The following is a 16,315-nucleotide window of genomic DNA, read 5'->3' as shown; positions in this document are numbered from 1 at the left end:
CCCTGTCCCTACTCCGCGGCGGCGTGGCGGAAGGTGAAGTACTTGGCCGCGAGAAAACTGTATACGGTGGTGATGCAGGAGGCCAGCATCTGCGAAGGCGTGGCCCAGATCGCGCAGACCTCGACGAAGAATTTCAGAAAGACGTAGTTCACGCCGACCGACCCGGCGACCGAAAGGGCGTAGCGGAAGAGCTGCGTCCCCTGCGGAATCGGCGAGCGGCGGAACGCCACGTGGCGGTTCAGCCAGAACCCGGCGAAGAAGGTGATCGGAAAGGTGCAGAGCATCGCCGCGACATGGGGCGAAACAGCCACGAATCCCAGGTCGAGCAGCTCCTTATCGAGCAGAAAATTGTATATCAGGAAGTAACACCCCCATCCGAAGAGGACGTTTCCGCCGCCGCAGACGGCATAGCGGAACACCTGCCGGGACAGAAGCGACGACACGGGCGCGATGTAGAACAGGTCGATCGCCCGGATGATCCATTCCACGACGCGCATCAACGGGCTGTATAGGTCCACATGCCGGGGAAACGCTCCGCATGCGCACGGATGAAGAGCGCGCACGCCTCCGGATCGTCCGACTCGAAGGGCGACACCATGAATTTGGCTCCGAAACGGTAGACGCCGCAGGTCACCGCCACGTCACCCGACGCGGCGTTCCGCGCGGCGCGGGCCGCATTTTCGGGCGTACTGAACACCCCCAGCACCACATAGGAGCGCTTCGAAGTCATCGAAGCGGGTTCGGTCCCCGCAGGCCGGGACGCCGGACGCGATTCCGTCCGCACGGTCTGCCGTGCCGTGACGGCCGCACCCGCTGCTCCCGAATCCGTGCCGGCCGTCTTTCCGGCCGTCGCCGCACCGGTGTCCGATGCGGAAGCGCCCGAAGCGTTTCCGGCGGGCTCCGACGCCGCGGCGGACGATCCCGCACCATCCGCAGCCGGTCCTCCGACGGCATCCGCCGCACCGGCAGCGCTTCCGGCCGTTCCCGCCGCAACGGTTTCCTGACCGACGGCCGCATCCCCGGCAACGCCCGCCGACGGGTTTCGGTCCGCGGAGACTGCGACGGAACGCTCCGGACGGGTCGTCAGATAGGAGTATCCGCCGATTCCGACCGCGGCCGCGACAGCCGCCGCTCCGATCCAGATCACCCAGTCGGGCCGGCCTGCGGAACGCACCTTCACGGGCGCATGACCCTGCGGATTGAGCCGCCGGTCGAAAGCCTCGTCCAGGATGAAACGGTCCTGTTTCAGCACGCCGACGCCGCATACGGTCAGGGTCTCCCCCTCCCGGACGCGTTCCAGCCAGCGGCCGTACACCTCCTGTGCGGCCTGCGGGGCTTCTGCCTCCGACATGCCGCTCGCCGTCAGCACGCGGGCGATCTCCTCCACCAGCGACACCCCCCGCCGTTGCGGGGTGAACGTCACCGCCCGGTAGGGCGGCCGCACGCTCCGGCGCGACAACCGCTGCGCCCGGCGGCGCTCCACGCAGAGCGATCCCACCTCCGGCAGGAAAATCTCCCCGCCTGCGGCCAGGACGTTTCCCACGACCCGGCCGACCTGTTCCTCCATCGGATTGCTGCTCATCGTTTCCGTTTTTTATGCGAATTTCCCGAAGCGGACCCCGGCCCCGGAACCGCCTTCGGCCCCGGAGCGGCCGCGGACACGGCGGGCCGCGTCATTCCGCGCCAGATCATATAAACTCCCAGCAGGATGAACGGAATGCTCAGCCACTGTCCCATGTCGAGCGCCCAACCCACTTCGAAGGACTCCTGCTCGGTCTTGATGAATTCGATGAAAAAGCGCGTCAGGAACACTCCGATCAGGCCGATGCCGAACAGCACCCCCGGACGGCGGCGCGCCATGTCGCGGCCGTAGTAGAGCCAGCAGAGGATGCCGAATGTGGCCAGGTAGCACAGCGCCTCGTAGATCTGCGTGGGATGCACCGCCGCCGGGGCGAACTCGTGCACCCACTTGGCCGAACGGACGAACTCGAAGCCCCACGGCAGGGCGGTCGCCGTACCGAAAATCTCCGAATTGAAAAGGTTGCCCATCCGCACGACCGCCCCGCCGATACCCACGGCGATCATGATGCGGTCGAGCGACCAGACGTACGGCAGCCGGTTCTTGCGCGAAAAGAGCCACAACCCGATGAGCAGGCCGACGGCCGCGCCGTGGCTTGCCATGCCGCCGTCGCGGAACCCCGTGATGATGGTCCACGGTTTCGAAAGATACTCCACCGGATCGTAGAAGAGGCAGTGGCCGAGCCGCGCGCCGAGGATCGTCGCCAGCGTGCCGTAAATGAAAATCGAACCGGAAACCTCCTGCGAAAGTCCTTCGCGCTTGCAGAAGTTGTCGAAAAACCAGGCTCCGATCAGAATGGCCAGCGCCCACATCAATCCGTAGTAACGAATGTCGAACGATCCGAAACTGATGAAAACCGGATCGAAATTCCAGACAATGCTCAAAGGTTGTATCATCTATTCAAATTTGTTTCTCCATTTCCGGGCTCCGTCCCGTGCCGTGCGAACCGCCCGGCGGCCGGAACCATCGTTTCCCGCAGCCTTCGCGCTATTCACGAACGCCGCAGAACTGGTTCCCTCCATGTCGGGAAGCGTCTGCCGGATCCGGGACGGCGAAAATTCGTCCCCGCCGCCGCTGCACCCCGCGAAGAACAGCGGGGATACCTCCGGCAAACGGCCGAATCTCATATTCCGGACGCTATTTTATATCCTGCAAGCCGACCTTCTTCAGCGTGAACGAGAAGGTGCTGCCCGCACCGAGTTCGCTGCGCACGGTGATCCGCTCGCCGTGGGCCTCGACGATGTGCTTGACGATCGCCAGACCCAGTCCCGTGCCGCCCTGTTCGCGCGAACGCCCCTTGTCCGTGCGGTAGAAGCGTTCGAACACGCGCGGCAGGTCCTCCTTGCCGATGCCCTGCCCGTTGTCCTCGACCTCGACCAGAATGCGGTCCAGCATGTCGCGGAAGCGGATGCGCGTCGCGCCGCCCTCCCGGCCGTAGTGGATCGAGTTGATGATGAGATTGACCAGCACCTGCCCGATATAGTGCTTGTCGGCCAGCACCCAGAAGGGCGACGGAAGATTCTCGGCCCCCTTGACCGAAATCCGGATGCCCTTCCTGTCCGCCTCCATCTCGGCCTGCTCGGCGATCTCCCGGGCCAGCGCCACGATGTCGAACCGCTCCATCTTCAACTGGTTCATGTTGCTCTCGAGCTTCGAAATCGTGTCGAGGTCGTTCACGATATTTATCAGCCGGTCGATGCTCTTCTCGGCCCGCTCGAGGTATTTGCGGTTGATCAGCTCGTCCTCCAGCCCGCCGTCCAGCAGGGTCGAAATATAGCCCTGGATATTGAAGATCGGGGTTTTCAGCTCGTGCGCCACGTTGCCCAGATACTGCTTGCGGAATCGTTCGGCCTCCTTCAGGCGGGCGATCTCCCGGTCGTTGGTGTCGGCCCAGGCCGTCAGCTCCTCGCCGATGTTCTCCACACGCTTGTCCTTGAGTTCGGAGAAAATCTCGTTGGTGTGCACGTCGCGCGAAAGCACGATCGAATAGATCGGCTTGAGCTTGTAGGCCACATACTTGCGGATGATGAACAGCGCCGCGAAAAAGACGACGCAGAAAGAGGCCGACACGGCGACGAGCGCATAGCCCCACCGCACGTGCACGGCTCCGAGCACAATCCCCACGATCGCCGCCGCCAGCAGCGCGATCCACAGCGAGGAGGCCTCCTTGGTCTTGATTCGCAACATGGCTCCGGTCTATTTCAGGTAACTGCCCATCAGGCGGGCGATGTATTTGCCCACGATGTCGAACTCGAGGTTCACGACCGATCCCACGTCGATCCGGCAGAAATTCGTATGTTCGAACGTATAGGGGATGATCGCCACGCGGAACGACGCCTCCTTCGAGTCGCAGACCGTCAGGCTCACGCCATTGACCGTCACCGACCCTTTCTCCACCGTGCAGAGCCCCCCGCCCTGCGGCTCGTATTCGAAAGTGAAATACCAACTGCCGTCGGCATCCTCCTTGGCCGTGCAGACGGCCGTCTGATCGACGTGTCCCTGCACGATATGGCCGTCGAGCAGCGCATCGGGCTTCATCGACCGCTCGAGGTTCACCAGATCGCCCGTGCGGAGCAGCCCGAGGTTGCTCCGGTCGAGCGTCTCCTTCATGGCCGTGACGGTGTAGGTATCGCCTTCGATGCCCACAACCGTCAAACATACGCCGTTATGTGCTATGCTCTGGTCGATTTTCAACTCGCCGCAGAAATCCGCGCGCAGCGTGAAATCCCTGTTCTGACGGTCCGTGCGGATGGCCACCACCTCCGCCGTGCGCTCCACGATACCTGAAAACATACGCTCAACTGTTTACGATCAATTTTCCCTTTACCTTGTACACCGAGACTATATCGCTGGCATTCACCACGATATCGTCGAAATCGTCCCGGTTTCCGGCCACCAGGCGGAATTTTTCCTCCGCGTCGGCGGCCCGAACTATCCGCAAAGTTACAATTTTTCGGCAGACTACCACATATTCTTCCCCGGGAATAATCGCATCCCGGTCCACGGCCTTCAGCAGCACGACCGTTCCCGGCGGCACGAGCGCCCCCATGGCACGCCCGGCGTAGATCATGGCCAGATCGCAGTCGCCCGCCGGAGCCGCCACCAGGTAGCTCTCCGCCTTCAACCGCCCGACGTCGGCAATGTGCCGCTCGACATCGACGTCGTAATAAGGTATCTGCGCCCCGCGCACGCGGCCCTCGGCGAACATCTGCCCCTCGCCGGTCAGCAGCCACAGCTTGTCCACCTGCGGAAACTTCGTCACGATCCGGTCGGCGACGTCGAGCGAAATGCCGTTGTTGCCGCGTTTGATCTGGTAGAGATTCTCCCCCCGCGCCAGACCGATATGACGGGCGAAGTAGTTGGTGGACATGTTCGCCCACTTGATGACGGCCTCGATTCGCTGCCAATTATTCTGTTTTTCCCGCATTTTTTTGTATAATTTAAATTTTTTTCACACCTTTGCAGTCCCGGTCCCGTAGTTCAATGGATAGAATATAAGATTCCGGTTCTTACGATAAAGGTTCGATTCCTTTCGGGACTACCCGGCACAAGTGCGGAAATCTCCGTGCTTGTGCTTTTTTTATCGCATTCCGAACGGCCCGACGACCCGATTCGAAAATCGTTTTTCCCGACAAAAGTAATAACAAAATCCTTCCGGGCAAGGAAAAACAACACTTTTGATCGTTTTGATAGCACATTCGGACACGCACGGACGAAAAAAGCCTGCGCCGTGCGCGCAGACTTTCTTCCATGCAACAAACATGCAAGTATGTGAAACGGGCCGCGTCAGAACGTGAGGCGCACGCCCAGCCGGAGTGTCAGCGTCAGCGGCGAATCGGTGCGCACGGTGCGCAGGTTCGTTTCGGTGAGGTAATACGACCCTTCCGGCTCGAAGTAGAGTCCGACGATCCCGCCCAGCCGGTACTGCGCGCCGGCGGCCGCGAGCAGCGACCACTGCACGCCCGGCTCTGACACGCTCTTCGAGCCGAATTTCGCGGAGACGCACTTTTCGGCCATTCCTCCGGCCCCTATATATAAGGAGAAGCGTCCGCGTTCGAGGAACTGCCACTTCATCCTGAGAGGAATGCCGAGAAAATGCAGGGTCTGCCCGGTCTCCTCCGAGGCGTACATCGCCCGCACGTCCGACCGCAGCAGCGTGTAGTTGAGCCCGCTCTCGAGCGACAGCCCGTGGGAAAACTCCTTCCCGACGGTGAACGCGACGCTCAGCGGCTGATGATGGCGGAACGAACTCTCCCCGTAATCGTAATTCTTCAGCAGCACGATTTCGGCTCCGTTGCCGATCACCGAGGACATGCCGCCCGGGGCATCGCTCATCATGGGAAAATGCGGCGTCCGTCCTGCCGAACCACCGTCCCCGGAGACGCCGCCTCCTGCCGACAGCGAGAACGACATCCGCTTCCGTGCGGAGGGCCGGGATGCCGGACGCGCATCGCCGCGGACCGCATAGAGGCTGCCTCCCGCTGCCGCGGACCGGGCGGCAACTCCTCCCGTCCGTCCGCCGTTGTCCGCCGCACGACTTCCGACGTTTGTCGCCCGCCCGTCGGACGCACGCTTCCGGCCGGTCTCCGACTCCCCGCCGGAAACGGCCGCCGCGGCTTCCGCCGGCACTCCGCCGGACTCGACTTCCGCGACATGCCCGCCGCTTTCCGCCGAATCCGGCGCCCCCGCATCTTCCGACGTCGCGTCCGGAGCCGCAGTTCGCAGCAACAGCGACGCGGCATTCCCGGCCGTCTCCGCAGCCGTTCCGCCCTCCGATCCCGGCCGCCCGGTCGTCTTCCGCAGCCTTGCGGACGCTTCGGAGCCGGTCTCCCGTGCCGCGCCTCGTGCGGGCGGCACGGCCTGCGCCAGGACGGGCCCAGCCGCTTCGCCGCCGGAACCGGGCAGCAAAGGTTCCGCGGTCTTGCCGCCGTCCGCCGTCGTGATAACAACCCCTTCTTGTTTCAACACCGTATCCGGCCGCAGCAGAAGATCCCCTGCGACGATCCCGATCAACACGACGGCGGCTGCGGCGGCAATCCGCGGCCAATAGATCCGCCATGCGGGCCTCTGCGAAGGGGCGGGCGAAGCCCCCTCCTGTGCAACTGCCAACTCCCGCTCCAGCCGTTCCCAGCCCCCTGCGGGAGGCGTGGCCTCGGCATCCCGGAGCGAGCTCCGCACGGCATCCGTCCACTCTCTATTTCGTTCCATACTTCAATGCGACTCCAAATAAGCCCGGATCTTGCGGGCCAGCAGCGCCCGGGCGCGAAACAATTGCGACGAGGAGCTCTTCTCGTTGATTCCCAGCATCCGGGCGATTTCGCGGTGGGAATACTCCTCGATGCAATACAGGTTGAACACGGCCCGGTAGCCTTCGGGCAGCTCGGAAACGAAGCGCAGCAGCACCTCGCGCGGGACCTGCTCCACATCCGACACGGCGGGTTCGGCGACGGTCGCCGCGACCCTTCCTTCGTCGAGTTCGGTCATACCCAGCCGGTTGCGGCCTCGCAGCCATTCAAGCGCCACATTGACCGTGACGCGCTCCATCCAGGCCCTCAGCGATCCCGGACCCCGGTAGGAGAACTTCCCGAACGCGCCGTAAATCTTCAGGAACGCATCGTGGAGCAGGTCTTCGGCCGTGGCCCGGTCCCCGGCATAGCGCATGCAGACTGCCATCAGACGCCCGGCGAAACGGTCGTACAGCTCCCGCCGGGCCGCACCGTCCCCCTCTCTGCACCCTTCGGCCAGTATCCGTTCATCCATCTGCATCGCTGAATTCACCTATATAAATTGTCCGGACGGCGAAATACTGCATCCGGACGGAAAAAATTTCCGCACCGTGCAGTATTCCGGCTTTCCGCGCGTTTTCAGAAGCGAAAGGTAACAATAAAATACGGAAATCATGAAAAAAATCGGTTTGCTCTTTCTGACGGCGCTCCTCTCCCTGACGCTCCCCGCCTGCAACGACGACGACGGAGATTATCCGTATGTTTACGGACTGATAACCACCGTGCATACGCTCGGCGACAAGGAGTATTACTTCGAACGCGACAACGGCCAGACGCTCTACCCGAGCGAGAAATCCGCCACCTTCGAGGCCGAGGAGGGGAAACGGGCCGTCATCTATTTCGACCTGCTCGAAGGGATTCCCGACTACGACTACAACATCCGCCTCTACCGCGCCGAGGAGATCTACACCGGCCCCTCCGCGATCGTCACGACGCAGGAGGAGCTGGACCGGCAGGGCGGCGACTGCGCCGGCTTCCCGGCGGCCTACTGGCAGTATTTCAACCTCACGCCGAAATGGCTGACCCTTTATCTGCTCTACCCCGTGACGGACAACTCGAAACACACCTTTTCGGTGATCGTCAACAAGGTCGAGGCTCCCGAACAGACCGAGGAGGGTTACCTCAACCTCGAACTGCACCACAGCGCCGGCGGCGACGTCCCGGGCTACACGCAGGGATACTACGTCTCGTTCGACCTGACCCCGATCGCCGCGGAACTGGAGGGAAAAAAGGGCGTGATTCTCGGGATCGAGACCTGCGAGAACGGCACGAAACACATCAAGCTGGACCTGCCGCAGGAACAGTAGCCGCTCCGAACGCGCAAGTCCCCGTCCGGCCCGCCTTCCCGCGGGCCGGATTTTTTCGCGGGGCGCCGCGGCGTCTCGTGAAAATTCGCTATCTTTGCCGCATGTCTATCGTACGCAATACAGAGAGCGACCTCGAATTCGAGAACAGGATCCGCCCGCAGGAGCTCGAAAACTTCTCGGGACAGGACAAGATCGTCGAGAACCTCCGCATCTTCATCAAGGCGGCGCTCATGCGCGGCGACTCGCTGGACCACGTGCTGCTGCACGGACCTCCGGGACTGGGCAAGACGACGCTGGCGAATATCATCGCCAACGAGATGGGAGCGCAGCTGCGCGTCACGTCGGGTCCCGTGCTGGACAAGCCGGGCGACCTGGCCGGCCTGCTGACCAACCTCAACCCGGGCGACGTGCTCTTCATCGACGAAATCCACCGCCTCAGCCCGATCGTCGAGGAGTATCTCTATTCGGCGATGGAGGACTACAAGATCGACATCGTACTCGACAAGGGTCCTTCGGCGCGTTCGATCCAGATCGAGCTGGCCCCCTTCACGCTCATCGGAGCCACGACGCGCAGCGGTCTGCTGACCTCGCCCCTCCGGGCGCGGTTCGGCATCCAGTGCCACCTGGAGTATTACGACGCTCCGGTCCTGGCCGGCATCGTGCGGCGGTCGGCGCGGATTCTCGACGTCTCGATCGACGACGACGCGGCGCACGAGGTGGCCCTGCGCTCGCGCGGCACGCCGCGCATCGCCAACGCCCTGCTGCGGCGCGTGCGCGACTTCGCGATGGTCAAGGGCGAGGGGCACATCGACCTGGCCATCACCCGCATCGCCCTCGCGGCGCTCAACATCGACTCGCGCGGACTGGACCGCATGGACAACCGCATCCTCTCGACGATCATCGAGAAGTTCAACGGCGGACCCGTCGGGCTGAACACCGTCGCCACGGCCGTCGGCGAGGAGGCCGGCACGATCGAGGAGGTTTACGAACCGTTCCTCATCAAGGAGGGGTTCCTCAAACGCACGCCCCGCGGCCGCGAAGCCACGGCGCTGGCCTACGAACACATGGGCTTCACCCCGCCCCGCAGCGAAGGCACGCTTTTCTGACCGCCCGGCAGCCCGGAGCGAGGCTTCCGGCCGCAAAGGAGCCGCATGCCGGACGGTCGTCCCCCCCATTCTCCGGGCCGGGCGCAATATTTGCAACGAAAGCCCGTTGGTATTCGACGGGTCTAACCGAAAAAAAGAGAAAAACAATGACAACCGACAATAAACTCGCCGAGGAGGCGCTGCGCTACCACAGCGAAGAGCGCCCCGGAAAAATCGGCATCGTTCCCACGAAGCCCCACCGCACGCAATACGACCTTTCGCTGGCCTATTCGCCCGGCGTGGCCGTTCCCTCGCGCATCATCGCCCAAACGCCGGAGAAGATCTACGACTACACGGGCAAGGGCAACCTCGTGGCCGTCGTATCGAACGGCACGGCCGTACTCGGACTGGGCAATATCGGCCCGCTGGCCGCCAAACCCGTAATGGAGGGGAAGTGTATGCTGTTCAAGACCTTCGCCGGCATCGACGCCTTCGACATCGAGGTGGCCGAGACCGACCCCGACGCCTTCGTGCGCGCCGTGCGGGCCATCGCCCCCACCTTCGGCGGCATCAACCTCGAGGACATCAAGGCCCCCGAATGCTTCGAGATCGAGGCGCGGCTGCGCGACGAGCTGGACATTCCCGTCATGCACGACGACCAGCACGGCACGGCCATCATCACCTCGGCGGCACTGCTCAACGGCGCGAAGATCGCCGGCAAGGAGATCGCCCGCCTGCGCGTGGTGGTCAACGGCGCGGGAGCCGCCGCCATCGCCTGCGCACGGCTGTTCCTCTCGCTGGGCGTCCGGCGCGAGAACATGGTGCTATGCGACAGCCGCGGCGTGGTCTCGGCCCACCGCGAGGACCTCAACCCGCTCAAACGCGAGTTCGCCACCCCGCGGCGCATTTCGACGCTGGCCGAGGCGCTGCACGACGCCGACGTCTTCCTCGGCGTGTCGAAGGCCGACACGCTGACGCCCGAGATGCTGCGCACGATGGCATCGAACCCGATCGTCATGGCTTTGGCCAATCCCGATCCCGAAATCGCCTACGACACGGCCGTCGTCTCGCGCCCCGACATCATCTTCGCCACGGGCCGCTCGGACTACCCCAACCAGGTCAATAACGTGCTGGGATTCCCCTACATCTTCCGCGGCGCGCTCGACGTACGGGCCTCGAAGATCAACGAGGAGATGAAGCTCGCCGCAGCGCACGCCATCGCCGCGCTGGCCCGGGAGCCGATCCCGGCCTCCGTGCTGCGGGCCTACAACCTCGAAAAGCTGGAGTTCGGGCGTTCGTACCTCATCCCCAAGCCGCTCGATCCGCGGCTGCTCTGCACCGTGGCGACCGCCGTAGCCCGCGCCGCCGTCGAATCGGGCGTCGCCCGCCGGCCCGTCGCCGACTGGGATGCCTATGCCGAGCGCCTGCGGACGCTGGCCGAATAGCCGGAAACTCCGGAAACACGAACGGCGCGCTTCGATACGGATTCGAAACGCGCCGTTAAATATTCGGAACGGAACCGTCGCCCGACGTCCCTTATGCGAACAACGCCGCGAACCCGTCGCGCGTCATGGGACGCACCTCGCAGCCGCCGATCCCCGTCGGGAACACGACCCGCAACACGCCCTCCTCGCTCTTCTTGTCCTTGCCGACCTCCTGCAACAGCCGCGTCACCGGAACCGGAGGCGTGAGGTCGAACCCCAGCCGTGCGAGCAATCCCCGGATACGGTCGCGGTCGGCCGGAGCCAGCACGCCGAGCCGCACGGCCGCATCGGCCGCGAGCGCCGTCCCCACGGCCACGGCCTCGCCGTGGTTCATGGCGTCCGAGCACTTCTCGATGGCGTGCCCCAGCGTATGTCCGAGGTTGAGCTTGCGCCGGTCCCCGGCCTCGTACTCGTCGCGTTCGACGATCTCCGCCTTGACGCGCACGGCCGCCGACACCACCGCCGACAACTCCGCCGTATCCCCGCGCAACGCGTCGAAGCCGAGGCGCTCCAGCCGTGCGAACAGCTCCGCGTCGGCGATGACCGCCGCCTTGACCGCCTCGGCCAGCCCGGCCCGGAACTCCCTTTCGGGCAGCGTCCGCAGCAGCGCCGGATCGCAGACGACGAACCGCGGCTGGGTAAACGTTCCGGCCATATTCTTGTACCCGTCCACGTTCACCCCGTTCTTGCCGCCCACCGAGGCATCGACCTGCCCCAGCAGCGTCGTCGAGACGAACCCGAACGGAAGTCCCCGCATGTAGATCGAGGCGGCGAACCCCGCCACGTCGGTCACGATGCCGCCGCCGACGCCCAGAATGAAGGTCTTGCGGTCCGCACCCATCCCGATCAGACGCCGGCAGAGGGTCTCGACCGTGCGGAGCGTCTTGTGCTCCTCGCCGCGGCCGACGAGCAGCGTCTCGTAGGGGGCCAGCAGCCGGCCGTGCAGCTCCGCCACCGCGGCGTCGGAGACCGCCACCACGCGCCCCGCGGGCAGCACGTCCGGAAGAATCTCCGCGGCCGGGCCGATGAAAACGTCGCTCCGGCCGCGCACGCTGAAAGCAGGTTTCATTTATTCAACTTTTTTAACAATCGAACAAATATAGCACAATTTCCGGAGAAATTCTTACCTTTGCACGACAAAACGAACTTCTATGCAGAAACTGCGCAACATCGCGATCATCGCCCACGTCGATCACGGCAAGACGACCCTCGTGGACAAGATGATTCTGGCGGGGCATATCCTGCGCGACAACGCCAAACAGAGCGGCGAACTCATTCTGGACAATAACGACCTGGAGCGCGAGCGAGGCATCACGATCCTCTCGAAAAACGTCTCGGTCATCTATAAGGACTACAAGATCAACATCATCGACACCCCGGGCCACGCCGACTTCGGCGGCGAGGTGGAGCGCGTGCTGAACATGTGCGACGGCGTGCTGCTGCTCGTGGATGCCTTCGAGGGCACGATGCCCCAGACGCGCTTCGTGTTGCAGAAGGCGCTGGCGCTGGGCAAGAAGCCGATCGTGGTGGTCAATAAGGTGGACAAGCCCAACTGCCGCCCGGAGGTGGTGAACGAACAGGTCTTCGACCTCATGTTCTCGCTCGACGCCACCGAGGAGCAGCTCGACTACAAGACGATCTACGGCTCGGCCAAACAGGGCTGGATGTCGCACAAGTGGAACGAGCCGACCGATTCGATCGTCCCGCTGCTCGACGCCATCATCGACGAGATTCCCGAACCGGCCGTGGTCGAGGGTACGCCGCAGATGCTCATCACGTCGCTCGAATACTCCTCCTACACGGGCCGTATCGCCGTGGGCAAGGTCACGCGCGGGTCGCTCCGCGCCGGGCAGAACGTCACGCTGGCCAAGCGCGACGGCGTGACGATGCAGAAGTGCAGAATCAAGGACCTGATGGTCTTCGAAGGACTGGGCAAGAAGAAGGTCGAGGAGGTTCCGTGCGGCGAGATCTGCGCCGTCATGGGCATCGACGGCTTCGAGATCGGCGACACGATCTGCGACTACGAGAATCCCGAACCGCTGCCGCCCATCGCCATCGACGAACCCACGATGTCGATGCTCTTCACGATCAACAACTCGCCCTTCTTCGGCAAGGACGGAAAATACGTCACCTCGCGCCATATCAAGGAGCGGCTGGACCGCGAACTGGAGAAGAACCTCGCGCTGCGCGTGACGCCCGGCCCGTCGGCCGATTCGTTCAACGTCTTCGGCCGCGGCGTGCTGCACCTCTCGGTGCTCATCGAGACGATGCGCCGCGAAGGGTACGAGCTGCAGGTGGGACAGCCCCGCGTGATCGTCAAGGAGATCGACGGCCGCAAGTGCGAACCCGTCGAGGAGATGACGGTCGATTGTCCCGAGGAATGCTCGGGCACGGTGATCGAGCTGACCACCAAGCGCAAGGGCACGCTGAAGAACATGACCTCGAACGGCGACCGCGTGCGTCTGGAGTTCGACATTCCCTCGCGCGGCATCATCGGCCTGCGGTCGAACATGCTCACCGCCACGGCGGGCGAGGCGATCATGACGCACCGCCTGAAGGACTTCGAACCGTGGGTCGGCGAGATCGAGATGCGCACCAACGGTTCGATCATCTCGGGCGAGACGGGCACGGCCTATGCCTACTCGATCGACAAGCTCCAGGACCGCGGACGCTTCTTCATCTCGCCGATGGACTCCGTTTACGAAGGACAGGTAATCGGCGAGCACACGCGCCAGAACGACATCACGGTGAACGTCACCAAATCCAAGCAACTGACGAACATGCGCGCTTCGGGTTCGGACGACAAGGCCGTGATCACCCCGCCGAAGGTCTTCACGCTCGAGGAGGCGCTCGAATACATCAAGGAGGACGAATACGTCGAAGTCACGCCCCACGCCATGCGTCTGAGAAAGATTCTGCTGCACGAGGTGGACCGCAAACGGGCCTCGAAATAACGGCTGCGACACGATGGATCACTTCACCCTGTCGCTCTGCGTGGGCGCGGCGGCCGGTGCGCTGGACGTCCTTCCGAAGGTTTTCCAGGGGGCGTCGGCCCGTTCGTGCTTCTCGGCCTTCTTCATTTTCCTCTTCTCGGCCGTGATCGTCTTCCACGCCGACCTGCCCTACCTGCCGTGGTGGGCCGACGGCATGGGAACGACCCTGATGCTGTCGATCCCGGTGTTTTTCACCCTCGCGGGCAAGGAACGGAAGACGATCCCCGTCTTCGTGTTCGACGCTCTGCTCTTCGGCCTGCTCATCAGTCTCGCGGAACGCTACCTGTCGTAAGGACGTCACGACCGGCGGCTTCGAAGACACGACGGACCGCACGATGCGGCGGACCTTCCTCCCGAAGGTCCGTTTTTTTCGGCCCCACATCCGTGCAGTATCGCCGCCCGGCTCCGTATTCAAGGGAAACGGCCTGCCGCCGGAGGAGAGGCGGAACCCCGATGACTACTACCGCCGCAGCGTGGCGAACGACAGAATGTGCCAGGTGATGCCGGCGGCCACGGCCAGCAGCGACGCCTGCGCCCATGGCCACGCATCGACCACGGCGAAGACGCAGTAGAGCATCGAAGCCCACATCAGCCCCAGCGAGAGGACCTTGGCACGCAGCGGAATGGCCCGTTTCTCCCGGAAATCGCGGATATAGCCGCCCAGCCTGCGGTGGGAAAGCAGCCACCCGTAAAGCCGCGGGGAGGAGCGGACCCACAAGGCCGCCGCCAGCAGCAGAAAGGGCGTGGTGGGCAGCAGCGGCACGAAGATACCGATGACGCCCAAAGCGAGTGCGAACGCACCCAAAGCGGCCAGAAGGGTTTTCATGCGGCAAAGATAGCGCAAGCCGCGCACGGAACCAAATGCGGCGGGGCGCACGGTCGCCGGACGGGCGGGACGAAAGGCCCTGCCGTGCCGAAGGAGACAAATTCTTCCCCCGGCCGGTGTTTTCCCGCCGGATAAATTTGGCATTGGCCGGGCGTTGCACTATCTTTGCCTGCGGGCCTTTTCCGGAGACTCCGCCCCGGCCCCGCACGATCCTTGCAACACGAACGACAAATCGCATACGGAATGAAAAAAATCGGCATCGCCTGCGACCACGCGGGCTACGAAATGAAAGAGTTTCTGGTGGGTTACCTCGACGCCATGGGTTACGAGGTGCTCGACTTCGGGACCCACTCGCCCGAGAGCGTCGATTACCCCGATTACGCGCATCCGCTGGCCGAGGCCATCGAGGCGGGCGAACTGGAACAGGGTATCGCCCTCTGCGGCTCGGGCGAGGGGATGACCATGACGCTCAACAAGCACCGGGGCATCCGGGCCGGACTGTGCTGGGACGCGGAGGTGGCCTCGCTGATCCGCCGCCACAACGACGCCAACGTGATCGTCTTCCCGGCGCGCTTCATCACCAACGACGAGGCGGTGCAGATGCTCGAAGCCTTCTTCTCGGCCTCGTTCGAAGGCGGCCGCCACGAAGGGCGTATCGCCAAGATGCCCGTCGGGGGCTGCAAATAGCCGCCCGCACGGCGAAGAAGATGCTCCGGCCGACGCAGACCGAGATTACGACCGATGCGGGCGAGCGGGTCGCGGCCCGGACGCCCGTGATCGTCTCGGCGAGCCGTGCCACGGACATTCCGGCCTGCTACGCCGACTGGTTTTTCGAGCGGCTGCGGCGGGGCTACGTCGCGCGGATCAACCCCTTCGACGGCCGTCGGTCCTACATCTCCTTCGCCCGGACGCGCGCCGTGGTCTTCTGGTCGAAAAATCCCCGTCCCCTGCTGCCCCGCCTCGCGGAGCTTCGGGAACGGGGTATTCACTGTTACGTGCAATACACCCTCAACGACTACGAAGACGAAGGACTGGAGCCGCACCTCCCGCCGCTGGAGGAGCGGATCGACACCTTCCGCCGGCTGGCGGAGCACCTGGGCCGGGGGCTGGTCGTCTGGCGCTTCGATCCGCTGCTGCTCACCGACCGCCTCGGAACGGAAGAGCTGCTCCGCCGGGCGGAGCGCATCGGCGACAGCCTGCGGGATGCGGCCGAAAAACTCGTGTTCAGCTTCGCGGACATCGGCATCTACCGCCATGTCGCCCGGAACCTCGACCGCCGCGGCATCCGCTGGCGGGAGTTCACCGACGGGGAGATGCTGCAAACCGCCGCGGGACTGGCCGCCCTGAACGAACGGTGGGGCTACACGCTCGCCGCATGCGGCGAACGGACCGACTTCGCGCATCTGGGCATCGTCCGCAACCGCTGCATCGACGACGAGCTGCTCCTCCGCCACTTTCCGCACGACCGCGCGCTGACGGACTACCTCGGCGCCACCCCTCCGCCCCCCGCCCTGTTCGGGGAGACCGCCCGGCCGGAACGCACCGCCGCGCACCCGCCCAAAGACCGGGGACAGCGCGCCTTCTGCGGCTGCATCGCCTCGGCCGACATCGGCCAGTACGCCACCTGTCCGCACCTGTGCGCCTACTGCTATGCCAACCGTTCGGAGCGGAGCGTGGCCGAAAACCTCCGGCTGCACCGCCTGCATCCCTTCGCCGAAACGATCACCGGCAGGTGACGGCGCAAAAAGCCGGCCGA

17 protein-coding genes and 1 tRNA gene are annotated in these 16,315 nt (G+C 64.1%); 8 read left to right on the top strand and 10 right to left on the bottom strand.

The annotated features are described in order from the left end of the window. Positions 1-8: 8 nt before the first annotated feature. From FME97_RS09750 to FME97_RS09725, 6 genes are all read right to left on the bottom strand, one after another. Positions 9-497: a GtrA family protein gene (locus tag FME97_RS09750; RefSeq protein ID WP_141429409.1), complete on the bottom strand. Its 489-nt coding sequence runs from the start codon at positions 495-497 to the stop codon at positions 9-11. After that, entirely contained in the window at positions 497-1,582 is a 1,086-nt protein-coding gene (locus FME97_RS09745; RefSeq protein ID WP_141429407.1) for a hypothetical protein, read from the bottom strand. The genes FME97_RS09750 and FME97_RS09745 overlap by 1 nt, the downstream gene beginning before the upstream one ends. Further along, on the bottom strand, positions 1,579-2,475 hold the full coding sequence (gene lgt / locus FME97_RS09740) for a prolipoprotein diacylglyceryl transferase (RefSeq protein WP_141429405.1): 897 nt from the start codon (positions 2,473-2,475) through the stop codon (positions 1,579-1,581). Before lgt ends, FME97_RS09745 begins: the two co-directional genes overlap by 4 nt. Positions 2,476-2,716: 241 nt before the next feature. Next, entirely contained in the window at positions 2,717-3,766 is a 1,050-nt protein-coding gene (locus FME97_RS09735; RefSeq protein WP_141429403.1) for a sensor histidine kinase, read from the bottom strand. 9 nt (positions 3,767-3,775) lie between these two features. After that, positions 3,776-4,372: a riboflavin synthase gene (locus FME97_RS09730; RefSeq protein ID WP_141429401.1), complete on the bottom strand. Its 597-nt coding sequence runs from the start codon at positions 4,370-4,372 to the stop codon at positions 3,776-3,778. A gap of 4 nt (positions 4,373-4,376) precedes the next feature. Then, positions 4,377-5,006: a hypothetical protein gene (locus tag FME97_RS09725; RefSeq protein WP_141429399.1), complete on the bottom strand. Its 630-nt coding sequence runs from the start codon at positions 5,004-5,006 to the stop codon at positions 4,377-4,379. A 42-nt stretch (positions 5,007-5,048) separates the two neighbouring features. Here FME97_RS09725 and FME97_RS09720 point away from each other — a divergent pair. Next, positions 5,049-5,120: transfer RNA gene (locus tag FME97_RS09720), tRNA-Arg, on the top strand. Between the two features lie 245 nt (positions 5,121-5,365). Here the strand turns inward: FME97_RS09720 and FME97_RS09715 are convergent. Both FME97_RS09715 and FME97_RS09710 read right to left on the bottom strand, forming a co-directional pair. After that, entirely contained in the window at positions 5,366-6,787 is a 1,422-nt protein-coding gene (locus tag FME97_RS09715; protein ID WP_141429397.1) for a porin family protein, read from the bottom strand. Positions 6,788-6,790: 3 nt separating this feature from the next. Next, the gene (locus FME97_RS09710) at positions 6,791-7,339 is read right to left on the bottom strand and encodes an RNA polymerase sigma factor (protein ID WP_141429395.1); all 549 of its coding nucleotides are present in this window, start codon (positions 7,337-7,339) and stop codon (positions 6,791-6,793) included. 139 nt (positions 7,340-7,478) lie between these two features. Here FME97_RS09710 and FME97_RS09705 point away from each other — a divergent pair, with 139 nt between their 5' ends. The 3 genes from FME97_RS09705 (at position 7,479) to FME97_RS09695 (ending at position 10,701) form a co-directional block, all read left to right on the top strand. Then, complete coding sequence (locus FME97_RS09705) at positions 7,479-8,171, top strand: NigD1/NigD2 family lipoprotein (protein WP_141429394.1); 693 nt, start codon at positions 7,479-7,481, stop codon at positions 8,169-8,171. A gap of 101 nt (positions 8,172-8,272) precedes the next feature. Next, the gene (ruvB, locus tag FME97_RS09700) at positions 8,273-9,277 is read left to right on the top strand and encodes a Holliday junction branch migration DNA helicase RuvB (protein ID WP_141429392.1); all 1,005 of its coding nucleotides are present in this window, start codon (positions 8,273-8,275) and stop codon (positions 9,275-9,277) included. Positions 9,278-9,423: 146 nt separating this feature from the next. After that, complete coding sequence (locus FME97_RS09695; RefSeq protein WP_141429390.1) at positions 9,424-10,701, top strand: malic enzyme-like NAD(P)-binding protein; 1,278 nt, start codon at positions 9,424-9,426, stop codon at positions 10,699-10,701. A gap of 91 nt (positions 10,702-10,792) precedes the next feature. Here FME97_RS09695 and aroB read toward each other — a convergent pair whose 3' ends face one another. Next, positions 10,793-11,809, bottom strand: coding sequence for a 3-dehydroquinate synthase (aroB, locus tag FME97_RS09690; protein ID WP_141429388.1), 1,017 nt, complete (start codon positions 11,807-11,809; stop codon positions 10,793-10,795). Positions 11,810-11,891: 82 nt separating this feature from the next. Here aroB and typA point away from each other — a divergent pair, with 82 nt between their 5' ends. Both typA and FME97_RS09680 read left to right on the top strand, forming a co-directional pair. After that, entirely contained in the window at positions 11,892-13,694 is a 1,803-nt protein-coding gene (gene typA, locus FME97_RS09685; RefSeq protein ID WP_141429386.1) for a translational GTPase TypA, read from the top strand. A 13-nt stretch (positions 13,695-13,707) separates the two neighbouring features. Further along, entirely contained in the window at positions 13,708-14,025 is a 318-nt protein-coding gene (locus FME97_RS09680; protein WP_141429384.1) for a hypothetical protein, read from the top strand. A gap of 168 nt (positions 14,026-14,193) precedes the next feature. Here the strand turns inward: FME97_RS09680 and FME97_RS09675 are convergent, their stop codons facing one another. Beyond that, positions 14,194-14,559 (bottom strand): YbaN family protein, encoded by a 366-nt coding sequence (locus FME97_RS09675; RefSeq protein ID WP_141429382.1) that lies wholly within the window; start codon positions 14,557-14,559, stop codon positions 14,194-14,196. A gap of 243 nt (positions 14,560-14,802) precedes the next feature. Between FME97_RS09675 and rpiB the strand changes: the two genes are divergently transcribed. Together rpiB and FME97_RS09665 are read left to right on the top strand one after the other, a co-directional pair. Then, positions 14,803-15,246: a ribose 5-phosphate isomerase B gene (rpiB, locus tag FME97_RS09670; RefSeq protein WP_141429380.1), complete on the top strand. Its 444-nt coding sequence runs from the start codon at positions 14,803-14,805 to the stop codon at positions 15,244-15,246. A gap of 20 nt (positions 15,247-15,266) precedes the next feature. Next, on the top strand, positions 15,267-16,295 hold the full coding sequence (locus FME97_RS09665) for a DUF1848 domain-containing protein (RefSeq protein WP_141429378.1): 1,029 nt from the start codon (positions 15,267-15,269) through the stop codon (positions 16,293-16,295). Positions 16,296-16,315: the final 20 nt, after the last annotated feature.

Source organism: Alistipes dispar (assembly GCF_006542685.1).
In the GTDB taxonomy this organism is placed as follows: Bacteria; Bacteroidota; Bacteroidia; order Bacteroidales; family Rikenellaceae; genus Alistipes; species Alistipes dispar.
This window is presented reverse-complemented; position numbering and strand designations above follow the sequence as displayed.